Source organism: Pseudolabrys sp. (genome assembly GCF_035943735.1).
In the GTDB taxonomy this organism is placed as follows: Bacteria; Pseudomonadota; Alphaproteobacteria; order Rhizobiales; family Xanthobacteraceae; genus Pseudolabrys.
On record NZ_DASZBV010000016.1, the window covers coordinates 44,871 to 65,058 of the forward strand.

General features: G+C 64.3%; 17 protein-coding genes. All 17 read right to left on the minus strand.

The annotated features are described in order from the left end of the window. Positions 1-8: 8 nt before the first annotated feature. The 17 genes from rplV to rplK all read right to left on the minus strand — a co-directional run bounded on the left by rplV (position 9) and on the right by rplK (position 20,111). A complete protein-coding gene (gene rplV, locus VGV41_RS08530) occupies positions 9-398 on the minus strand; it encodes a 50S ribosomal protein L22 (RefSeq protein WP_326863385.1) in 390 nt (129 codons plus the stop codon). Positions 399-438: 40 nt separating this feature from the next. Continuing rightward, complete coding sequence (gene rpsS, locus VGV41_RS08535; protein WP_326863386.1) at positions 439-717, minus strand: 30S ribosomal protein S19; 279 nt, start codon at positions 715-717, stop codon at positions 439-441. A gap of 3 nt (positions 718-720) precedes the next feature. Next, the gene (rplB, locus tag VGV41_RS08540; RefSeq protein ID WP_326863387.1) at positions 721-1,554 is read right to left on the minus strand and encodes a 50S ribosomal protein L2; all 834 of its coding nucleotides are present in this window, start codon (positions 1,552-1,554) and stop codon (positions 721-723) included. A 12-nt stretch (positions 1,555-1,566) separates the two neighbouring features. Continuing rightward, positions 1,567-1,866 carry a 50S ribosomal protein L23 gene (locus tag VGV41_RS08545; RefSeq protein WP_326863388.1) on the minus strand — a complete coding sequence of 100 codons (300 nt, stop codon included), beginning with the start codon at positions 1,864-1,866 and terminating at the stop codon, positions 1,567-1,569. Next, entirely contained in the window at positions 1,863-2,483 is a 621-nt protein-coding gene (rplD, locus tag VGV41_RS08550) for a 50S ribosomal protein L4 (protein ID WP_326863389.1), read from the minus strand. The genes VGV41_RS08545 and rplD overlap by 4 nt, the downstream gene beginning before the upstream one ends. Position 2,484: 1 nt before the next feature. Continuing rightward, positions 2,485-3,213 (minus strand): 50S ribosomal protein L3, encoded by a 729-nt coding sequence (rplC, locus tag VGV41_RS08555; RefSeq protein ID WP_326863390.1) that lies wholly within the window; start codon positions 3,211-3,213, stop codon positions 2,485-2,487. Between the two features lie 19 nt (positions 3,214-3,232). Further along, the gene (gene rpsJ / locus VGV41_RS08560; RefSeq protein WP_326863391.1) at positions 3,233-3,541 is read right to left on the minus strand and encodes a 30S ribosomal protein S10; all 309 of its coding nucleotides are present in this window, start codon (positions 3,539-3,541) and stop codon (positions 3,233-3,235) included. 101 nt (positions 3,542-3,642) lie between these two features. Then, positions 3,643-4,833, minus strand: coding sequence for an elongation factor Tu (tuf, locus tag VGV41_RS08565; RefSeq protein WP_326863392.1), 1,191 nt, complete (start codon positions 4,831-4,833; stop codon positions 3,643-3,645). 41 nt (positions 4,834-4,874) lie between these two features. Then, entirely contained in the window at positions 4,875-6,953 is a 2,079-nt protein-coding gene (fusA, locus tag VGV41_RS08570; RefSeq protein WP_326863393.1) for an elongation factor G, read from the minus strand. Between the two features lie 27 nt (positions 6,954-6,980). Beyond that, the gene (rpsG, locus tag VGV41_RS08575) at positions 6,981-7,451 is read right to left on the minus strand and encodes a 30S ribosomal protein S7 (protein ID WP_326863394.1); all 471 of its coding nucleotides are present in this window, start codon (positions 7,449-7,451) and stop codon (positions 6,981-6,983) included. An 83-nt stretch (positions 7,452-7,534) separates the two neighbouring features. Beyond that, on the minus strand, positions 7,535-7,906 hold the full coding sequence (gene rpsL / locus VGV41_RS08580; RefSeq protein ID WP_115688380.1) for a 30S ribosomal protein S12: 372 nt from the start codon (positions 7,904-7,906) through the stop codon (positions 7,535-7,537). 573 nt (positions 7,907-8,479) lie between these two features. After that, positions 8,480-12,748: a DNA-directed RNA polymerase subunit beta' gene (rpoC, locus tag VGV41_RS08585; RefSeq protein ID WP_326863395.1), complete on the minus strand. Its 4,269-nt coding sequence runs from the start codon at positions 12,746-12,748 to the stop codon at positions 8,480-8,482. Between the two features lie 139 nt (positions 12,749-12,887). Continuing rightward, positions 12,888-17,009 carry a DNA-directed RNA polymerase subunit beta gene (rpoB, locus tag VGV41_RS08590; RefSeq protein ID WP_326863396.1) on the minus strand — a complete coding sequence of 1,374 codons (4,122 nt, stop codon included), beginning with the start codon at positions 17,007-17,009 and terminating at the stop codon, positions 12,888-12,890. A 426-nt stretch (positions 17,010-17,435) separates the two neighbouring features. Next, on the minus strand, positions 17,436-17,813 hold the full coding sequence (gene rplL / locus VGV41_RS08595) for a 50S ribosomal protein L7/L12 (RefSeq protein ID WP_326863397.1): 378 nt from the start codon (positions 17,811-17,813) through the stop codon (positions 17,436-17,438). Positions 17,814-17,860: 47 nt separating this feature from the next. Continuing rightward, entirely contained in the window at positions 17,861-18,379 is a 519-nt protein-coding gene (rplJ, locus tag VGV41_RS08600; protein ID WP_326863398.1) for a 50S ribosomal protein L10, read from the minus strand. Between the two features lie 595 nt (positions 18,380-18,974). Continuing rightward, positions 18,975-19,676 carry a 50S ribosomal protein L1 gene (rplA, locus tag VGV41_RS08605; RefSeq protein WP_326863399.1) on the minus strand — a complete coding sequence of 234 codons (702 nt, stop codon included), beginning with the start codon at positions 19,674-19,676 and terminating at the stop codon, positions 18,975-18,977. A gap of 6 nt (positions 19,677-19,682) precedes the next feature. After that, the gene (rplK, locus tag VGV41_RS08610) at positions 19,683-20,111 is read right to left on the minus strand and encodes a 50S ribosomal protein L11 (RefSeq protein ID WP_326863400.1); all 429 of its coding nucleotides are present in this window, start codon (positions 20,109-20,111) and stop codon (positions 19,683-19,685) included. Between the last annotated feature and the right edge of the window lie 77 nt (positions 20,112-20,188).

The window sequence follows — 20,188 nt, forward strand, 5'->3', positions numbered from 1 at the left end:
TAAACTCCTCAGGCCTGCGCCTGCTGCGCCTCGACCTCACGCACGACGATCGTGAGATGCGAGAACGGCTTCAAAATCTTGCCCACCCGGCCGCGGCCGCGCGGTGAGAAGCGCTTCATGACCAGCGCCTTGCCGACATGCGCCTCGGCGACGACGAGATCGTCGACGTCGAGATCGTGGTTGTTCTCGGCGTTGGCGATCGCCGATTCCAGGCACTTGCGCACGTCTTTGGCGATGCGCTTGCGCGAAAATTCCAGGTCGGCGAGCGCGCTCGCGACCTTCTTGCCGCGGATCAACTGCGCGACAAGGTTGAGCTTCTGCGGCGAGACCCGCAGCATCTTGCTCACGGCCTTGGCCTCGTTGTCGGCGAGGTCTCTTTCGCGTGCGCGCTTGCCCATGACTATCGTCTCTCGATCCTGACTGACTTGGTGCGCGCCCTTAGGCGCGCTTGGCCTTACGGTCCGACGTATGGCCGTAGAAAATACGGGTCGGCGAGAACTCGCCGAACTTGTGGCCGACCATCTCCTCGGTCACCATCACCGGCACATGCTTCTGGCCGTTGTAGACGCCGAAGGTGATCCCGACGAACTGCGGCAGGATGGTCGAACGGCGGCTCCAGATCTTGATCACGTCGTGACGGCCCGACGAGCGCGCGGCCTCGGCCTTGCGCAGGATGTAACCGTCGACGAAGGGACCCTTCCAGGCTGAACGAGTCATGACTTAGCTCTGCTTCTTCTTGCGGTCGTGACGGCTGACCACGATGAATTTGGTAGTGCGCTTGTTCTTGCGGGTCTTCATGCCCTTGGTCGGCTGGCCCCACGGGGTGACCCAGTGCTTGCCGCCCTTGGTGCGGCCGCCGTGCGGGTGGTCGACCGGGTTCATGACGATGCCGCGGTTGTGCGGCATGCGGCCCTTCCAGCGCTGACGACCAGCCTTGCCGATCGTCGTGTTCATGTTGTCCGGGTTCGACACCGCGCCGACGGTCGCCATGCAGCGGCCGTGCACCAGGCGCTGTTCCGACGTCGACAGGCGCAGGATGACGTAGTCCTGGTCGCGGCCGACGATCTGCACGTAGGTGCCGGCGGAACGGGCGAGCTGGCCACCCTTCCCGATCTTGAGCTCGACGTTGTGCACGATCGTGCCGACCGGGATGTTGCCGAGCGGCAGCGCGTTGCCCGGCTTGATATCGGCCTTCTCCGAGGAGACGACGGTGTCGCCGGCGGCAAGGCGCTGCGGCGCCAGGATGTAGGCGAGCTCGCCGTCCTCGTACTTGATCAGCGCGATGAACGCGGTGCGGTTCGGATCGTATTCGAGCCGCTCGACCTTCGCCGGCACATCCATCTTGCGCCGCCTGAAGTCGATGACGCGGTAGGCCTGCTTGTGGCCGCCGCCGCGGAACCGCGTCGTGATGCGGCCGTGGTTGTTGCGGCCGCCGCTCGAGTGCTGACCTTCGGTCAGCGACTTCACCGGGGCGCCCTTATGCAGGCCCGAACGATCGACGATGACCAGGTGGCGCTGGCTCGGCGTCGTCGGATTGTAAGTCTTCAATGCCATCGCGCCGCTCCCTTAGAGGCCCGTGGTCACGTCGATGCGGTGACCCTCTTCCAAAGTCACGATCGCGCGCTTGACGTCGGACTGCTGTCCCATGCGGTTCTTGAACGCCTTGTACTTGCCCTCGCGGATCAGCGTGTTGACGCTCTTGACCTTGACGTCGAAGAACTTCTCCACCGCTTCCTTGATCTGCGGCTTGGTCGCGGTGCGCGCGACCTTGAACATGACCTTGTTGTGCTCCGAGGCCATGGTCGCCTTCTCGGTGATCACCGGGGCGATGATGACGTCGTAGTGGCGGGGATCGCTGGTGCTCATTTGAATCGCGCCTCCAGCGCCTCAACCGCGGCCTTGGTCAGCACCAAGGTCTTGCGCCGCAGAATGTCGTAGACGTTGATGCCCTGCACCGGCAGCACGTCGATGTTCGGGATGTTGCGCGCGGCCGTCGCGAAGTTGGCGTCGAGCGTGGCGCCGTCGATGATCAGCGCGTTCGACAGGCCCAGCTTGCCGAACTGCGCGGCCAGCGCCTTGGTCTTGGCCTCAGATGCCGTCGCCTGGTCGAGCACGACGATGCCGCCGTCCTTGGCCTTCGACGACAGCGCGTGGCGCAGCGCCAGCGCGCGCACCTTCTTCGGCAGGTCGGTCGCATGGCTGCGCACGACCGGACCGAACGCACGACCGCCGCCGCGGAACTGCGGCACGCGGGCCGAGCCGTGACGGGCGCCGCCGGTGCCCTTCTGCGCGTACATCTTCTTGCCGGTGCGCCAGATCTCCGAGCGATCCTTGGCCTTGTGCGTGCCGCGCTGGCGCTTGGCCAGCTGCCAGTTGACGCAGCGCTGGATCAGGTCGGTGCGCGGCTCGAGCCCGAAGATGTCCTGCGACAGGCTCACCGAGCCGGCCTCTTTACCCTCGAGGGTGGTGATCTTCATATCCATCTCACGCGCCCTCCTGCTGGGCCGGAGCCTCGGCCTTCGCGTCAGCCTTGGCAGCCGCCTCGCGGAACTTGCCCGGCTTCGGCGCATCCTTCGGCAGCGCCTTCTTCACCGCGTCGCGCACGGTGATCCAGCCGCCCTTGGCGCCCGGCACCGCGCCCTCGACCATGATCAGGCCGCGCTCGACGTCGAGCTGAACGACCTTCAGGTTGAGCGTAGTGACGCGGTCGACACCCATGTGACCGGGCATCTTCTTGTTCTTGAAGGTCTTGCCGGGGTCCTGACGGCCGCCGGTCGAACCGATCGAACGGTGCGAGATCGACACGCCGTGCGAGGCGCGCAGGCCGCCGAAGTTCCAGCGCTTCATGCCGCCGGCGAAGCCCTTGCCGATCGAGATGCCGCACACGTCGACGAACTGTCCCGGCACGAAATGGTCGGCCGTGATCTCGGCGCCGACCGGGATCACCGCGTCGTCGGAGACGCGGAATTCCGCCAGCTTGCGCTTCGGCTCGACGTTCTGCTTGCCGAAATAACCGCGGTCGGCCTTGCTCATGTTGTTGGTACGGCGCTCGCCGGAACCCAGCTGCAGCGCGACGTAGCCGTTCTTGTCCTTGGTGCGATGGGCGACGACCTGGCACTGCGCCAGGCGCAGCACCGTCACCGGCACGTGCTCACCGGCTTCGGTGAACACCCGGGTCATCCCGACCTTCTGCGCGACCACTCCCGTACGCATGTCAGTTTCCCTCGGGCCTTTAGAGCTTGATCTCGACGTCGACGCCGGCGGCCAGGTCGAGCTTCATCAGCGCGTCCACGGTCTGCGGCGTCGGATCGACGATGTCGAGAAGGCGCTTGTGCGTGCGCATCTCGAACTGTTCGCGGCTCTTCTTGTCGATGTGCGGCGAGCGGTTCACCGTGAACTTCTCGATGCGCGTCGGGAGCGGGATGGGACCACGGACCTGCGCACCGGTGCGCTTGGCCGTGTTCACGATCTCGCGCGTCGACGCATCGAGGATGCGGTGGTCGAACGCCTTGAGCCGGATCCGGATATTCTGGCCGTTCATTTTGGTTCTCTCGTCCCCTGCCCGTCACGAACCAGGGGCATAAACACGAATGCTTGCGGAGCTGTCGGCCCCCGCATCGAGCGGGGGCCGCACTTTCAGCCTTACTCGATGATCGAGGCCACCACGCCGGCGCCGACGGTGCGGCCGCCCTCGCGAATGGCGAAGCGGAGCTTCTCTTCCATCGCGATCGGCACGATCAGGTGCACTTCCATCGCGATGTTGTCGCCCGGCATCACCATTTCCGTGCCCTGCGGCAGGTGCACGACGCCGGTCACGTCGGTCGTGCGGAAATAGAACTGCGGACGATAGTTGGTGAAGAACGGGGTGTGACGGCCGCCCTCTTCCTTGGTGAGGATGTAGGCCTCGGCCTTGAACTTGGTGTGCGGCTTCACCGAACCCGGCTTGCACAGCACCTGACCGCGCTCGACTTCCTCGCGCTTGGTGCCGCGCAGTAGCGCGCCGATGTTGTCGCCCGCCTGACCCTGATCGAGCAGCTTGCGGAACATCTCGACGCCGGTGACGGTGGTCTTCTGCGTCGGACGGATGCCGACGATCTCGACTTCCTCGCCGACCTTGACGATGCCGCGCTCGACACGGCCGGTCACGACGGTGCCGCGGCCCGAGATCGAGAACACGTCTTCCACCGGCATCAGGAACGGCTGATCGATCGGACGTTCCGGCTGCGGGATGTACTCGTCGACCGCCTTCATCAGCTCGAGGATGGCGTCGTGGCCGAGCTTCGGCTCCTTGCCGTCGAGCGCCATCAGCGCCGAGCCCTTGATGATCGGAATCTTGTCGCCCGGGAACTGGTACTTCGACAGCAGTTCGCGGACCTCGAGCTCGACGAGTTCCAGCAACTCCGGATCGTCGACCATGTCGCACTTGTTCATGAACACGACGATCGCCGGCACGCCGACCTGGCGGGCGAGCAGGATGTGCTCGCGGGTCTGCGGCATCGGGCCGTCAGCGGCCGACACGACCAGGATCGCGCCGTCCATCTGCGCGGCGCCGGTGATCATGTTCTTCACGTAGTCGGCGTGGCCGGGGCAGTCGACGTGCGCGTAGTGGCGGTTGGCGGTCTCGTACTCGACGTGCGCCGTCGAGATGGTGATGCCGCGCGCCTTCTCTTCCGGCGCCTTGTCGATCTGATCGTAGGCGGTGAAGGTTGCGCCGCCGGTCTCCGCGAGAACCTTGGTGATCGCAGCTGTCAACGACGTCTTGCCGTGGTCGACGTGGCCGATCGTGCCGATGTTGCAGTGCGGCTTGGTCCGGTTGAATTTCTCTTTGGCCATGGATCTCTCCGTTCAGATCTTTGGTTTTCAGTCGCCTGCGATCAGGCGAATTTTTTCTGCACTTCGGCGGACACGTTCGCCGGCAGTTCGGCGTAGTGGTCGAATTGCATGGTGAAGGTCGCGCGGCCCTGCGACATGGACCGCAGATTGTTGACGTAACCGAACATGTTCATCAGCGGCACCATCGCGTTGATGACGTTGGCGTTGCCGCGCATGTCCTGGCCCTGGATTTGGCCGCGCCGCGAGTTGAGGTCGCCGATGACGGAGCCGGTGTAATCCTCCGGCGTCACCACCTCGACCTTCATGATCGGCTCGAGCAGAACCGGCTTGCCCTTCTGCAAGGCCTCGCGCAGCGCAGCGCGCGCCGCGATTTCGAAGGCCAGCGCCGAAGAGTCGACGTCGTGATGCTTGCCGTCGATGAGGCGGACCTTGAGGTCCACCACCGGGAAGCCGGCGAGCACACCGGCGCCGAGGACCGACTCGAGGCCCTTCTCGACGCCCGGGATGAACTCCTTCGGCACCGAACCGCCGATGATCTCGTTCTCGAACTCGAACGGCGTGCCGGGCTCTGTCGGCTCGGCAATGATCTTAACGCGCGCGAACTGGCCGGTACCGCCGGTCTGCTTCTTGTGCGTGTAGTCGACTTCCGCGGCCCTGGTCAGCTTCTCGCGGAACGCCACCTGCGGCGCGCCGATGTTGGCATCGACCTTGTAGGTGCGCTTGAGGATGTCGACCTTGATGTCGAGATGCAGTTCGCCCATGCCCTTGAGGATGGTCTGGCCGCTTTCGAGGTCGGTCGACACGCGGAAGGACGGATCCTCCGCCGCGAGCTTGGCCAGCGCGACGCCGAGCTTTTCCTGATCGGCTTTCGACTTGGGCTCGATCGCGATCTCGATAACCGGCTCCGGGAATTCCATTTTCTCGAGGATGACGGGCTTATCCGGGTCGCACAGCGTGTCGCCGGTGCGCGTCTCCTTCAGGCCCGCCAGCGCGACGATGTCGCCGGCGAAAGCTTCCTTGATGTCTTCGCGGTTGTTCGCATGCATCAGCAGCATGCGGCCGATACGTTCCTTGCGCTCTTTCGTCGAGTTGATCACGCCGGTGCCGCTGCTGAGCGTGCCCGAATAGATACGGCAGAACGTGATGGTGCCGACGAAGGGATCGTCCATGATCTTGAAGGCGAGCAGCGCCAGCGGCGCCTCATCCTTCGGTTCACGAATGACTTCTTCGTTTTCCTTATCCGGGTTGATGCCCTTGATCGCCGGCACGTCGAGCGGCGACGGCAAATAGTCGACGACCGCGTCGAGCAGCGGCTGCACGCCCTTGTTCTTGAAGGCCGAACCGCAGAGCACGGGATAGAAGGCGCCGGAGATGACCGCCTTGCGGATGAGTTTCTTCAGCGTCTCGACACTTGGCTCTTTGCCGTCGAGATAATCGGACATGGCGGCGTCGTCGAGCTCGACAGCGGCTTCGACGAGCTTCTCACGGTATTCCTTCGCCTTGTCGGCGAGATCGGCCGGGATGTCGACGGTGTCGAACTTGGCGCCGAGCGCCTCGTTGTTCCAGAGATAGGCCTTCATCAGAACGAGATCGACCATGCCGGCGAAGTTGCTCTCCTCGCCGATCGGCAGCTGGATCGCGACGGGCTTGGCGCCGAGTCGGTCGATGATATCCTGAAGGCATTTGTAGAAGTCGGCGCCGGTCTTATCCATCTTGTTGGCGAAGACGATGCGCGGAACGCGGTACTTGTCGCCCTGACGCCAGACGGTCTCGGTCTGCGGCTCGACGCCCTGGTTGCCGTCGAGCACGACGACGGCACCGTCGAGTACGCGCAGCGAGCGCTCGACCTCGATGGTGAAGTCGACGTGGCCGGGAGTGTCGATGATGTTCAGGCGCTTGCCGGCCCAGAAAGCGGTCGTCGCGGCCGACGTGATGGTGATGCCGCGCTCCTGCTCCTGCTCCATCCAATCCATCGTCGCGGCGCCCTCATGCACCTCGCCGATCTTGTGGCTCTTGCCGGTGTAATAGAGAATCCGCTCAGTCGTCGTCGTCTTGCCCGCATCGATGTGGGCCATGATGCCGAAGTTGCGGTAGTTCTCGATGGCGTGAACGCGAGGCATAGCTGTTCCTGAATCCGTTAGCCGCCGTTACCAGCGGTAGTGCGAGAAGGCCCGGTTGGCTTCCGCCATCTTGTGGGTGTCTTCACGCTTCTTCACCGCGTTGCCGCGGTTGTTCGAGGCGTCGAGCAGTTCGGCCGAGAGACGCTCGGTCATCGTGCGCTCGTTGCGGTCGCGCGCCGCCGAAATGATCCAGCGAATGCCGAGCGCCTGGCGCCGCGAGGTGCGAACTTCGACCGGCACCTGGTAGGTGGCGCCGCCGACGCGCCGCGAGCGGACTTCGATCGACGGCATCACGTTGTCGAGCGCCTGCTGGAACACACCGAGCGGGTTCTGCTTGGTCTTGACTTCGATGGTCTCGAGCGCGCCGTAGACGATCTGCTCGGCGACCGACTTCTTGCCGTCGTACATGATCGCATTCATGAACTTCGACACGACGACGTTGCCGAACTTCGGGTCCGGAATGATCTCGCGCTTCTCTGCAGCGTGACGACGGGACATGACCGTTCTCTTCTATCTCTCTGTCGCTCTGGCGATCCCGGGTCTCGCTTCGCTCGCCCGGGATAACCGTCGCTTCACTCCGGTTACTTCGGACGCTTCGCGCCGTACTTCGAACGGCGCTGCTTGCGGTTCTTGACGCCCTGCGTGTCGAGCACGCCGCGCAGGATGTGGTAGCGGACGCCCGGCAGATCCTTGACGCGGCCGCCGCGGATCATGACGACCGAGTGCTCCTGAAGATTATGGCCCTCGCCCGGGATGTAGCCGATCACTTCGAAGCCGTTGGTCAGGCGTACCTTGGCGACCTTGCGCAGCGCCGAGTTCGGCTTCTTCGGGGTCGTCGTGTAGACGCGCGTGCAGACCCCGCGCTTCTGCGGCGACGCCTGCAGGGCCGGAACCTTGTTGCGCGCCTTCAGCGGGTGCCGCGGCTTGGCAATCAGCTGGTTGATCGTTGGCATTGGCCTTCGCTACCTCGGTTGGCTCGTCGAGCCGGAAACTTGTGGGCGGCTGGCGCCCGGCATCTTTCTTTGCGCCGGCGCCGTGCCATGCTCGGCGGCGCCGCTCGCGTTCTCTGGCATCGAAGCCGCGGCCCGCAACACGTTTGCGGATCGCGTTTCCACGCGCAAAACGGAAACGCGCCATCCGCATCGCTAGCGGCGGGCGCTCTCCCGTTCGGACGGCGATGAGGCGCGGACCATCCCGTCCGCACCTTTTGCCCTCACTCAAAACCCTGACATCGGCTGTCAGCGGCAGCGTCTGAGCTTCATTGGTCGAGGCGTTTGCGCCGGCAAAATCTTGAGAAAAAGCAACGATCTCAGGGTCTTGCCGGGCGGGCCGTTCCGAACAAGCGAAGCTCACCGCCTGCCGTAAAGTGTGGCGTATGTATCGGCGCGACTCGGGCAAGTCAAGCGGAAAGGGCTGGAAAGACAGGCCTTTCGTGCGCGTCATGGCAGGCCCGCGCCCACTTCCCGCACCCAATGGAAAAGGCCGCCCCGGAGGGCGGCCTTTTCGCAGGTTTATGGGCCTCTGGCCTACTCGGCCGGAGGCAGGGCCGGCGCTTCGGCGGCGGCAGCGGCCGCGGCCGCCTTGGCCGCGTCCTTCTCCCGCTCCTCGAGGATGAGGGCGTCGCGCTTGGTGGCAACCTCGCGCAGCTGATTCATCATCGCACCGGTGCCGGCCGGGATGAGTCGGCCGACGATCACGTTCTCCTTGAGGCCGTCGAGCGTGTCCGCCTTGCCGTGGACCGCGGCTTCGGTGAGGACGCGCGTGGTCTCCTGGAACGAGGCGGCCGAGATAAACGACCGGGTCTGCAACGAGGCCTTGGTGATGCCAAGGAGGACCGGATGGCCGCTCGCCGGCTTCTTGCCCTCCTCCGCCGCCCGGACGTTGATCTCGTCCATCTCGCTGCGGTCGACCTGCTCGCCCTGCAACAGCTCGGTCTCGCCGGCGTCGTCGATCTCGACCTTCTGCAGCATCTGGCGAACGATCACTTCGATGTGCTTGTCGTTGATCATGACGCCCTGGAGCCGGTAGACCTCCTGGATCTCGTTGACCAGGTAGGCCGCGAGTTCCTCGACGCCGCGAATGGCGAGGATGTCGTGCGGGGCGGGATTGCCCTCGACGATGTAGTCGCCCTTCTCGATGATGTCGCCGTCCTGAAGGTGGATGTGCTTGCCCTTCGGGATCAGGTACTCGCGCGCCTCATCGCTCTTGTCGGCCGGCTCGATCGAAAGACGGCGCTTGTTCTTGTAGTCCTTGCCGAACCGCACGGTGCCGCCGATCTCGGCGATGACCGCCGCTTCCTTCGGCCGCCGCGCCTCGAACAGCTCCGCCACCCGCGGCAGACCGCCGGTGATGTCGCGCGTCTTGGCGCTTTCCGTCGGAATACGCGCGATGACGTCGCCCGCCTTCACGTGACCGCCCGGATCGACCGAGATGATCGCGTCGACCGCGAGCTGGTAGCGTGCGTCGCCGCCGCGGGCGAGCTTGAGGAGCTTGCCACCCGACTTGATCACGATCGACGGACGCAGGTCCTGCTGGTTACGGGACGAGCCCGTGCGCCAGTCGATGACCACGCGCTTGGCGATGCCGGTCGACTCGTCGAGCTGCTCGGACATCGACAGACCGTCGACCATGTCCTCGAACTCGATCTCGCCTTCGACCTCGGTCAGCATCGGCCGGGTGTAGGGATCCCACTCGGCGATGCGCTGGCCGCGCTTGATCATCTGCCCATCCCCGACGCGCAGGCGCGCGCCGTAGGGGATGCGGTGATGCGCGCGCTCGGTGCCGTCGGGGTCGACGACCGCGACGACCATGTTGCGCACCATCGCCACCACCTCGCCGTCCGAATTCTTGGCGATGTTCGGCGCACGGAAAACGATCTTGCCGTCGAAGTTCGACTCGATGAACGACTGCTCGGAGATCTGCGCCGCGCCGCCGATGTGGAACGTGCGCATGGTGAGCTGGGTGCCGGGCTCGCCGATCGACTGCGCCGCGATGACGCCGACCGCCTCGCCCATATTGACGGGCGTGCCGCGGGCGAGATCGCGCCCGTAGCAGGCGCCGCAGACGCCGCTCTTGGTCTCGCAGGTGAGCACAGAGCGGATCTTGAGCTCCTGAACGCCACCCTTGACGATGACGTCGACCTCCGGCTCCTGCAGCAGCGTCCCCTTCTTGATGAGGATGTTGCTGGAGGACGGATCCTTGACGTCCTCGGCCGTGGTGCGGCCGAGAATGCGGGATGCCAGCGAGGCCACCACGGTGCCGGCGTCGATGATCGCCCGCACGTTGATGCCCTTGTCGGTGCCGCAGTCGTACTCGGTGATGATGCAGTCCTGCGCCACGTCGACGAGACGACGCGTCAGGTAGCCCGAGTTCGCCGTCTTCAAGGCGGTGTCGGCCAGACCCTTACGGGCGCCGTGCGTGGAGTTGAAGTACTCCATCACGGTGAGGCCTTCCTTGAAGTTCGACACGATCGGCGTCTCGATGATCGAGCCGTCCGGCTTGGCCATCAGGCCGCGCATGCCGGCGAGTTGACGCATCTGCGCCGGCGACCCGCGGGCGCCCGAGTGGGCCATCATGTAGATCGAGTTGATCTGCGCCTCGCGGCCGTTCGCGTCCTTCTTCGCGGCCGAGATCTCCTTCATCATCGCTTCGGCGATGGTCTCGGTGCACTTCGACCAGGCGTCGACGACCTTGTTGTACTTCTCGCCCTGGGTGATCAGGCCGTCGTTGTACTGCTGCTCGAACTCCTTGGCGAGTTCGCGCGTCTTCTCGACGGTCTGCCACTTCGACGCCGGCACCACCATGTCGTCCTTGCCGAACGAGATGCCGGCCTTGAACGCGTGATAGAAGCCGAGCCCCATGATCCGGTCGCAGAAGATCACCGTCTCCTTCTGACCGCAGTGGCGGTAGACGGTGTCGATCATGTTCGAGATCTCGCGCTTCGTCATCAGCTTGTTGACGACGTCGAACGGGGTCTTGGCGTTACGCGGCAGCACCGAGCCGAGCACGACGCGGCCCGGCGTGGTCTCGTACCATTTCTTGACGAGCTTTCCTTCGGCGTCGAGACCTTCCCAGCGGTACATGATCTTGCTGTGCAACGTGATCGCTTTCACGTTCAAAGCGTGATCGATGTCGGAAATGCTTTCGTAGAATCCCTCGATTCTGTTTTTCTTCTTGGGATCCTTCCGGATATCCTCGTCCGAGTGGAGTTCCTTTTTCCATTGACCCGGCTCGCCCTCGCGCAGCAGCGACAGGTAGTAGAGGCCGAGCACGATGTCCTGCGACGGCACGATGATCGGCTGACCGTTGGCCGGGTGCAGGATGTTGTTGGTCGACATCATCAGCACGCGCGCTTCCAGCTGCGCCTCGAGCGACAGCGGGACGTGCACGGCCATCTGGTCGCCGTCGAAGTCGGCGTTGAACGCCGCGCAGACGAGCGGATGCAGCTGGATCGCCTTGCCCTCGATCAGCACCGGCTCGAAGGCCTGGATGCCGAGGCGGTGCAGGGTCGGCGCGCGGTTCAAGAGCACCGGATGCTCGCGGATCACCTCGTCGAGGATGTCCCAGACCTCCGGCTTCTCCTTCTCCACGAGCTTCTTGGCCTGCTTCACCGTGGTCGACAGGCCCTTGGCGTCGAGCCGCGAATAGATGAACGGCTTGAACAGCTCGAGCGCCATCTTCTTCGGCAGGCCGCACTGGTGCAGCTTGAGCTCGGGACCGACGACGATCACCGAACGGCCGGAGTAGTCGACGCGCTTGCCGAGCAGGTTTTGCCGGAAGCGGCCCTGCTTCCCCTTGAGCATGTCGGCGAGCGACTTCAGCGGACGCTTGTTGGCGCCGGTGATGACGCGGCCGCGGCGGCCGTTGTCGAACAGCGCATCGACCGCTTCCTGAAGCATGCGCTTCTCGTTGCGGATGATGATGTCCGGCGCGCGCAGCTCGATCAACCGCTTCAGACGATTGTTGCGGTTGATGACGCGGCGATAAAGATCATTGAGGTCGGACGTGGCGAAGCGGCCGCCGTCGAGCGGGACGAGCGGGCGCAGGTCCGGCGGAATCACCGGCACGACCGTGAGGATCATCCACTCCGGCTTGTTGCCGGACTGGATGAAGGCTTCGATCAGCTTCAACCGCTTGGCGTACTTCTTCTTCTTGATGTCGCTGTCGGTCTCGCCCATCTCGACGCGCAGCTCGGTCTGCAGCTTGTCGAGATCCATGGCCTTGAGCATCTCGCGGATCGCCTCGGCGCCGATCATCGCGGTGAACGAGTCGGGGCCGAACTCTTCCTGCGCCTTGAGGTACTCGTCCTCAGACAAGAGCTGCCGGTCCTTGAGCGGGGTGAGGCCCGGCTCGAGAACGACGTAGTATTCAAAATAGAGAATCCGCTCGAGATCCTTGAGCGTCATGTCCATCAAGAGGCCGATGCGACTCGGCAGCGACTTCAGGAACCAGATGTGCGCGACGGGAGCCGCGAGCTCGATGTGGCCCATGCGCTCGCGCCGCACGCGTGACAGCGTGACCTCGACCGAGCACTTCTCGCAGATGATGCCCTTGTACTTCATGCGCTTGTACTTGCCGCACAAGCACTCGTAGTCCTTGATCGGCCCGAAGATGCGCGCGCAGAACAGGCCGTCGCGCTCGGGCTTGAAGGTACGGTAGTTGATCGTCTCCGGCTTTTTGATCTCGCCGTAGGACCAGGACAGGATCTTCTCAGGGCTGGCGATCGAGATCCGGATCTGGTCGAAGACCTGAGCCGGCGCCTGCGGGCTGAAAAGATTCATGATCTCTTGGTTCATCGCGTTCTCCTTGGCCGCCGCCGCGGCCTGCATTCAATTTTCTGCCGGCATCCGCCTCAGCGGAGCCTCTGGCCTGCGCCGCTGCGGGCGGCCGGCCAGATGAAGGGAGCGGCGCCCTCGCCGCTCCCGGATTGTGTCGTTACTCGGCTGCCTCGGCGGTCTGACCGCCGTCCTTCGACTGCTTGGAATTGTACAGGTCGACGTTGAGGCCGAGCGAGCGCATCTCCTTGACCAGCACGTTGAAGCTTTCCGGAATGCCCGCTTCGAACGTGTCGTCGCCGCGCACGATCGCCTCGTACACCTTGGTACGGCCGGCGACGTCGTCCGACTTCACGGTGAGCATTTCCTGCAGCGTGTAGGCGGCGCCATAAGCCTCGAGCGCCCACACCTCCATTTCGCCAAAGCGCTGGCCGCCGAACTGCGCCTTGCCGCCGAGCGGTTGCTGGGTGACCAGCGAGTACGGACCGATCGAACGGGCGTGGATCTTGTCGTCCACCAGATGGTGCAGCTTCAGCATGTAGATGTAGCCGACGGTCACGCGACGATCGAACGGCTCGCCGGTGCGCCCGTCGTAGACGGTCGACTGGCCGGATTTGTCGACGCCGGCGAGATCGAGCATGTGCTCGATGTCCGCCTCCTTGGCGCCGTCGAACACCGGCGTCGCGATCGGCACGCCGTGCCGCAGATTGCCGCCGAGTTCGACCAGTTCATCCTCGCCGAGGCTCTTGATGGTCTCGTCGTCGCCGTAGACCTTCTTGAGCATCTCCTTCAGCGGCTTGGCGTCGTGCTTGGCGTTGTAATGATCGACCGTCTGGCCGATCTTCAACCCCAACGCGGCGCAGGCCCAGCCGAGATGCGTCTCGAGGATCTGTCCGACGTTCATGCGGCTCGGCACGCCCAACGGATTGAGCACGATGTCGGCGTGCGTACCGTTTTCGAGGAACGGCATGTCCTCGATCGGCACGATCTTCGACACCACGCCCTTGTTGCCATGGCGGCCGGCCATCTTGTCGCCGGGCTGGATCTTGCGCTTCACCGCGACGAAGACCTTGACCATCTTCATCACGCCCGGAGGCAGCTCGTCGCCGCGCTGCAGCTTCTCGACCTTGTCGAGGAAACGCTGCTCGAGCAGCTTCTTCGACTCGTCGTACTGCTTCCGGATCGCCTCGATCTCGGCCATCAGCTTGTCGTTGGGCGACGCGAACTGCCACCACTGCGAGCGCGGATATTCATCCAGCACGGCGCGGGTGATCTTCGAGTCCTTCTTGAAGCCCTTCGGACCGGCGATGCCCTGCCGGCCTTCGAGCAGCTCGGCGAGACGGCCGTAAACGTTACGGTCGAGGATCGCCTGCTCGTCGTCGCGGTCCTTGGCGAGACGCTCGATCTCCTCACGCTCGATCGCGAGCGCGCGCTCGTCCTTCTCGACACCGTGGCGGTTGAACACGCGCACCTCGACGACGGTGCCCTGCACGCCCGGCGGCACGCGCAGAGACGTGTCGCGGACGTCGGACGCCTTTTCGCCGAAGATGGCGCGCAGCAGCTTCTCTTCCGGCGTCATCGGGCTTTCGCCCTTCGGCGTGATCTTGCCGACCAGGATGTCGCCGGCGTGCACTTCCGCGCCGATGTAGACGATGCCCGCCTCGTCGAGATTCTTCAGCGCTTCTTCCGAAACGTTCGGAATATCGCGCGTGATCTCTTCCGGACCGAGCTTGGTGTCACGCGCCATCACCTCGAATTCCTCGATGTGGATGGACGTGAACACGTCTTCCTTCACGATCCGCTCGGAGAGCAGGATCGAGTCCTCGAAGTTGTAGCCGTTCCACGGCATGAACGCGACGAGGACGTTGCGGCCGAGCGCGAGCTCGCCGAGCTCGGTCGAGGGACCGTCGGCGATAATGTCGCCCTTCTGAACCTGATCGCCCACCTTCACCAGCGGACGCTGGTTGATGCAGGTGTTCTGGTTCGAGCGCTGGTACTTCATCAGCCGGTAGATATCGACGCCCGGCTTGGTCGGGTCGGTCTCGCCGGTCGCGCGGATGACGATACGGGTGGCGTCCACCTGATCGACCACACCGGTGCGGCGCGCCGCGATCGCGGCGCCCGAGTCACGGGCGACCACGCCTTCCATGCCGGTACCGACGAACGGCGCCTCGGCGCGAACGAGCGGCACCGCCTGGCGCTGCATGTTCGAGCCCATCAGCGCGCGGTTGGCGTCGTCGTTCTCGAGGAACGGGATGAGCGCCGCGGCAACCGACACGAGCTGCTTCGGCGACACGTCCATGTAGCTGACCTTGTCGCGCGGCACGAGGTGCACGTCGCCGGCCTGGCGGCAGATGACCAGATCTTCGATGAACCGGCCCTTCGCATCCATCTGCGCGTTGGCCTGCGCCACCGCGTGGCGGCTTTCCTCCATCGCGGAGAGATAGACCACCTCGTCGCTGACGCGGCCGTCCTTGACCTTGCGGTACGGCGTCTCGACGAAGCCGTACTTGTTCACGCGCGCGTAGGTCGCGAGCGAGTTGATAAGGCCGATGTTCGGACCTTCCGGCGTCTCGATCGGGCAGATGCGGCCGTAATGCGTCGGGTGCACGTCGCGCACTTCGAAGCCGGCACGCTCGCGCGTGAGACCGCCCGGCCCGAGCGCCGAGAGACGACGCTTGTGCGTGATCTCGGAGAGCGGGTTGGTCTGGTCCATGAACTGCGAGAGCTGCGAGGAGCCGAAGAACTCGCGTACCGCGGCGGCCGCCGGCTTGGCGTTGATCAGGTCCTGCGGCATGACGGTGTCGATATCGACCGACGACATGCGCTCCTTGATCGCGCGCTCCATGCGCAGGAGGCCGATGCGGTACTGGTTCTCCATGAGTTCGCCGACCGACCGGACGCGGCGGTTGCCGAGATGGTCGATGTCGTCGATCTCGCCCTTGCCGTCGCGCAGATCGACCAGGGTCTTGATCACCGCGAGGATGTCATCCCTGCGCAGCACGCGCATGGTGTCCGGCGCGTCGAGGTCGAGGCGCATGTTCATCTTCACGCGGCCGACGGCCGAGAGATCGTAGCGCTCGCTGTCGAAGAACAGCGAATTGAACATCGCCTCGGCGGTGTCGACCGTCGGCGGCTCGCCCGGACGCATGACGCGGTAGATGTCGAACAGTGCGTCCTCGCGCGTCATGTTCTTGTCGACGGCGAGCGTGTTGCGGATGTAGGCGCCGACATTGACGTGGTCGATGTCGAGGAGCGGCAGCTCCTTGTAACCGGCCTCGATGAGGACCTTGAGGTTCTTCTCGGTGATCTCCTCACCGGCCTCCGTGTAGATCTCACCGGTCTTCGGATTGGCGAGGTCCTCGGCGATGTAGTTGCCGACCAGTTCCTCGTCGGTCATGCGCAGGGCCTTGAGGCCCTTTTCCGAAAGCTGGCGCGCCTGACGCACGGTGAGCTTCTTGCCGGCTTCGACCACCACCTTGCCGGTGTCGGCGTCGACGAGATCGTTGATCGCCTTGTAGCCGCGCATGCGGTTGGCGTCGAACGGCACGCGCCAGCCTTCCTTCGCGCGCTTGTAGGTGACGTGCTTGTAGAAGGTCTCGAGGATATCCTCACCGTCCAGGCCGAGCGCATAGAGCAGCGACGTCACCGGAATCTTGCGGCGGCGGTCGATGCGCGCGTAGACGATGTCCTTGGCGTCGAACTCGATGTCGAGCCAGGAGCCGCGATACGGGATGATGCGGGCGGCGAACAAAAGCTTGCCCGACGAGTGCGTCTTGCCCTTGTCGTGATCGAAGAACACGCCCGGCGAACGGTGCATCTGCGAGACGATGACGCGCTCGGTGCCGTTGACGATGAAGGTGCCGTTGTTGGTCATGAGCGGGATGTCGCCCATGTAGACATCCTGCTCCTTGATGTCCTTGACCGAACGGGCGCCCGTCTCCTCGTCCACATCGAACACGATGAGGCGCAGCTTCACCTTCAGCGGCGCGGCGAAGGTCATGCCGCGCTGGCGGCACTCGTCGACGTCGTACTTCGGCGGGTCGAATTCGTAAGCGACGAAATCGAGCTGCGAGGTGTTGGAGAAATCCTTGATCGGGAAGACCGACTTGAACACGGCCTGCAGGCCCTCGTCAGGGCGGCCGCCCTGCGGCTCGTCGACGAGAAGGAATTGATCGTAAGATGCCTTCTGAACCTCGATGAGGTTCGGCATCTCCGCGACTTCTTTGATTGAGCCAAAAAACTTTCGTACGCGCTTGCGACCGGTAAACGTCTGCGCCATCGTTTCTCTCTCGATTCTATATTTCGGCGGGAGCGCGGGCGCCTCTCCGAACGGCCGCATTCCATCGCGACCATCAGGACAGGCGTCGGGGCTGCCCGGTTCTATGTGATTCGGGTGGAACCCGAACCGCCGCACTCTTCACATCTCGTCCGGCCGGTTGCCCAGCCAATCACCGCGCCGGTTGCCCGGCTGCGATGGCCTCGTCAGACGGGTGGTATCCTTCCACCCTCTCCTCATCGAAAGCCCGGGCGCCTCATCCCCGACAGCCTTCGCATTCCTTGGCCTTTATGGGCTCTTGCTTCCTGAGGCCCTCATCAGGCCGCCATCTGGCCGAAAACCCCGGGCGCGCGAGCGCGCCCGAGGGGTCCGGTAGTCAGTTCGCGATCCCCAGGTCTCGTCCGGGGATTCCGCTTAAATAAGCGCTGCTTACTTAAGCTCAACCTTGGCGCCGACCTTTTCGAGCGTGGCCTTGATCTTCTCGGCCTCGTCCTTGGCAACGCCTTCCTTGACCGTCTTGGGCGCGCCCTCGACCAGGTCCTTGGCCTCCTTGAGGCCGAGGCCGGTGAGCGCACGCACTTCCTTGATCACCTCGATCTTCTTGTCGCCGGCCGCAGCCAGGACAACGGTGAACTCGGTCTTCTCTTCAGCAGCAGCGGCGGCGCCGCCGCCCGCCGGGCCCGCCGCCACCGCCACCGCGGCAGCAGCCGAAACGCCCCACTTCTCTTCGAGCATCTTGGCGAGGTCCGCCGCCTCGAGGACGGTCAGCTTCGACAGATCGTCGACGATTTTCTGCAAATCAGCCATTGTCAGTTCCTATCAGGTTCGAACCAGAGATTGTGTGAGTTGAGCCGTCAGGCCGCTTCGCCCTTGGATGCATAGGCATGGACCACGCGCGCGACCTTGGCCGCGGGAGCGTTGGTGAGCTGCGCGATCTTGGTCGCCGGCGCCACGAGGAGGCCGACGATCTTGGCGCGCAGTTCGTCCAGAGACGGCAGCGAGGCGAGTGCCTTCACGCCGTTCGGATCCAGAGCCGTTTTGCCCATCGAGCCGCCAAGGATGACGAACTGCTCGTTCGCCTTGGCGAAATCGATGGCCACCTTCGGTGCCGCGACCGGATCGCCCGAATAGGCGAGCACGGTCGGCCCCTTCAGCAGGGGCGCGATTGAGGCAGCGTCGGTGTCCTTGAGCGCGATCTTGGCCAGACGGTTCTTGGCGACCTTCACCTGTGCGCCCGCATGCTTCATCTGCTGACGCAGAGTCTGCATTTGCGCGACGGTGAGGCCGGCATAGTGAGCAACCACCACGACCTGCGCGGCTTTGAACACGCCGCTCAGCTCAGTGATGGACTCCGCTTTGGCCGCTCGATCCACTGCAAGCTCTTTCGGTTTTGACGGCTTGTCCGCGTGTCCTGTTGCGGGAGCCGCCGGTTGCGACTGCCGTCCCGCTTGAAGTTCACGCGAACCTTGAGCAGGACGACGTTCAGCCTGCCCGCCGTTTTTGGTCTTGCGACCTTGAACGGCTCTCCGAGGTTCGAACCAAACCGGCGCAGCCTTGTGAGCTGCGCAAACTTGGGTCTCGACCCCGTCTATGCTGGCCCCCGGAATGGGATTAAGCGTCAGGCTCGAAGGCCCTCGGCGCCGGCAGTCTTGGACAGGTTGGCCTTGCCTTTTCAGGGGCTTGGCCTTGCACGCTCACACTCTGCGACAGCTTCGGAGCCCCCTTTCAGATGTCCCGCCGGGATGTCCAAAAGGAAAGTCTTCCGATCACCATTGTTTTGCTGAGACGCGCAAAGGCGTGCTGACAAACTAGGGCCAGCACGCCCGATAGACCCCATCTAGCCCCTATTGGTCGGTTTGCCAAGGGGAAATAGGAGGAAATCAGCGGCCGCCCGGCGCAAGCCCGCAACGAGAAACGGCCGGCGCTGGGTGGCGCCGGCCGTCAGATGTGGGATCGCGTCGGCGCTAACTACGCTTGCGTACCGAACAGGCTCGGGATGTCGACTTTCACCCCCGGGCCCATGGTCGAGGAGACCGACACCCGGTTGATGTAGTGCCCCTTGGCGCCGGCCGGCTTGGCCTTCTGCACTGCGTCGGCGAACGCCTTGATGTTCTCGACGAGCTTGGCCTCCGTGAACGACGCCTTGCCGACGCCGGCCTGGATGATGCCCGCCTTCTCGACGCGGAACTCGACGGCGCCGCCCTTGGCCGCCTTCACCGCGCCGGTGACGTCCATGGTCACCGTGCCGACCTTCGGGTTCGGCATGATGCCGCGAGGCCCGAGCACCTTACCGAGACGGCCGACGAGCGGCATCATGTCGGGCGTGGCGATGCAGCGGTCGAAGTCGACCTTGCCGCCGTTGACGACCTCGAACAGGTCCTCGGCGCCGATGACGTCGGCCCCTGCGGCCTTCGCCTCCTCGGCCTTGGCGCCGCGCGCGAACACGCCGACGCGGACCGTGCGGCCGGAGCCGTTCGGCAGGTTGCAGACGCCGCGGACCATCTGGTCGGCGTGCTTGGGATCGACGCCGAGATTCATCGCGATCTCGATCGTCTCGTCGAACTTCGCCTTGGCGCGTTCCTTGACCAGCTTGACCGCTTCCGCGATGGAGTAGGCCTTCTCGCGGTCGACGCCCTCACGGATCGCCTTCGTGCGCTTTCCGATTGCCATGACCGATTACTCCTTCACCGCGAGGCCCATCGAGCGGGCGGAACCCTCGATCATCTTCATGGCCGCTTCGATATCGTTGGCGTTGAGGTCCTTCATCTTCTGCTCGGCGATCTCCTTGATCTGCGCCTTGGTCACCGAACCAGCGGAGGCGATGCCCGGAGTCTTCGAGCCGCTGTCGATCTTGGCCGCCTTCTTGAGGAAGAACGACACCGGCGGCGTCTTCAGTTCGAAGGTAAAGGAGCGATCCTGGTAGGTCGTGATGACCACCGGGATCGGCGTGTTCTTTTCCATCTTCTGGGTCTGCGCGTTGAACGCCTTGCAGAACTCCATGATGTTGAGACCACGCTGGCCCAGCGCCGGGCCGATCGGCGGCGACGGGTTGGCGGCGCCCGCGGGCACCTGCAGTTTCAGGAATCCAGTGACTTTCTTCGCCATATCTCACTCCGTTAGTGGTGCGGATCTCGGCGGTTGGCGGCCGCCTCACCTCCCACGTCTGGCTCTGTCGCGGCCGG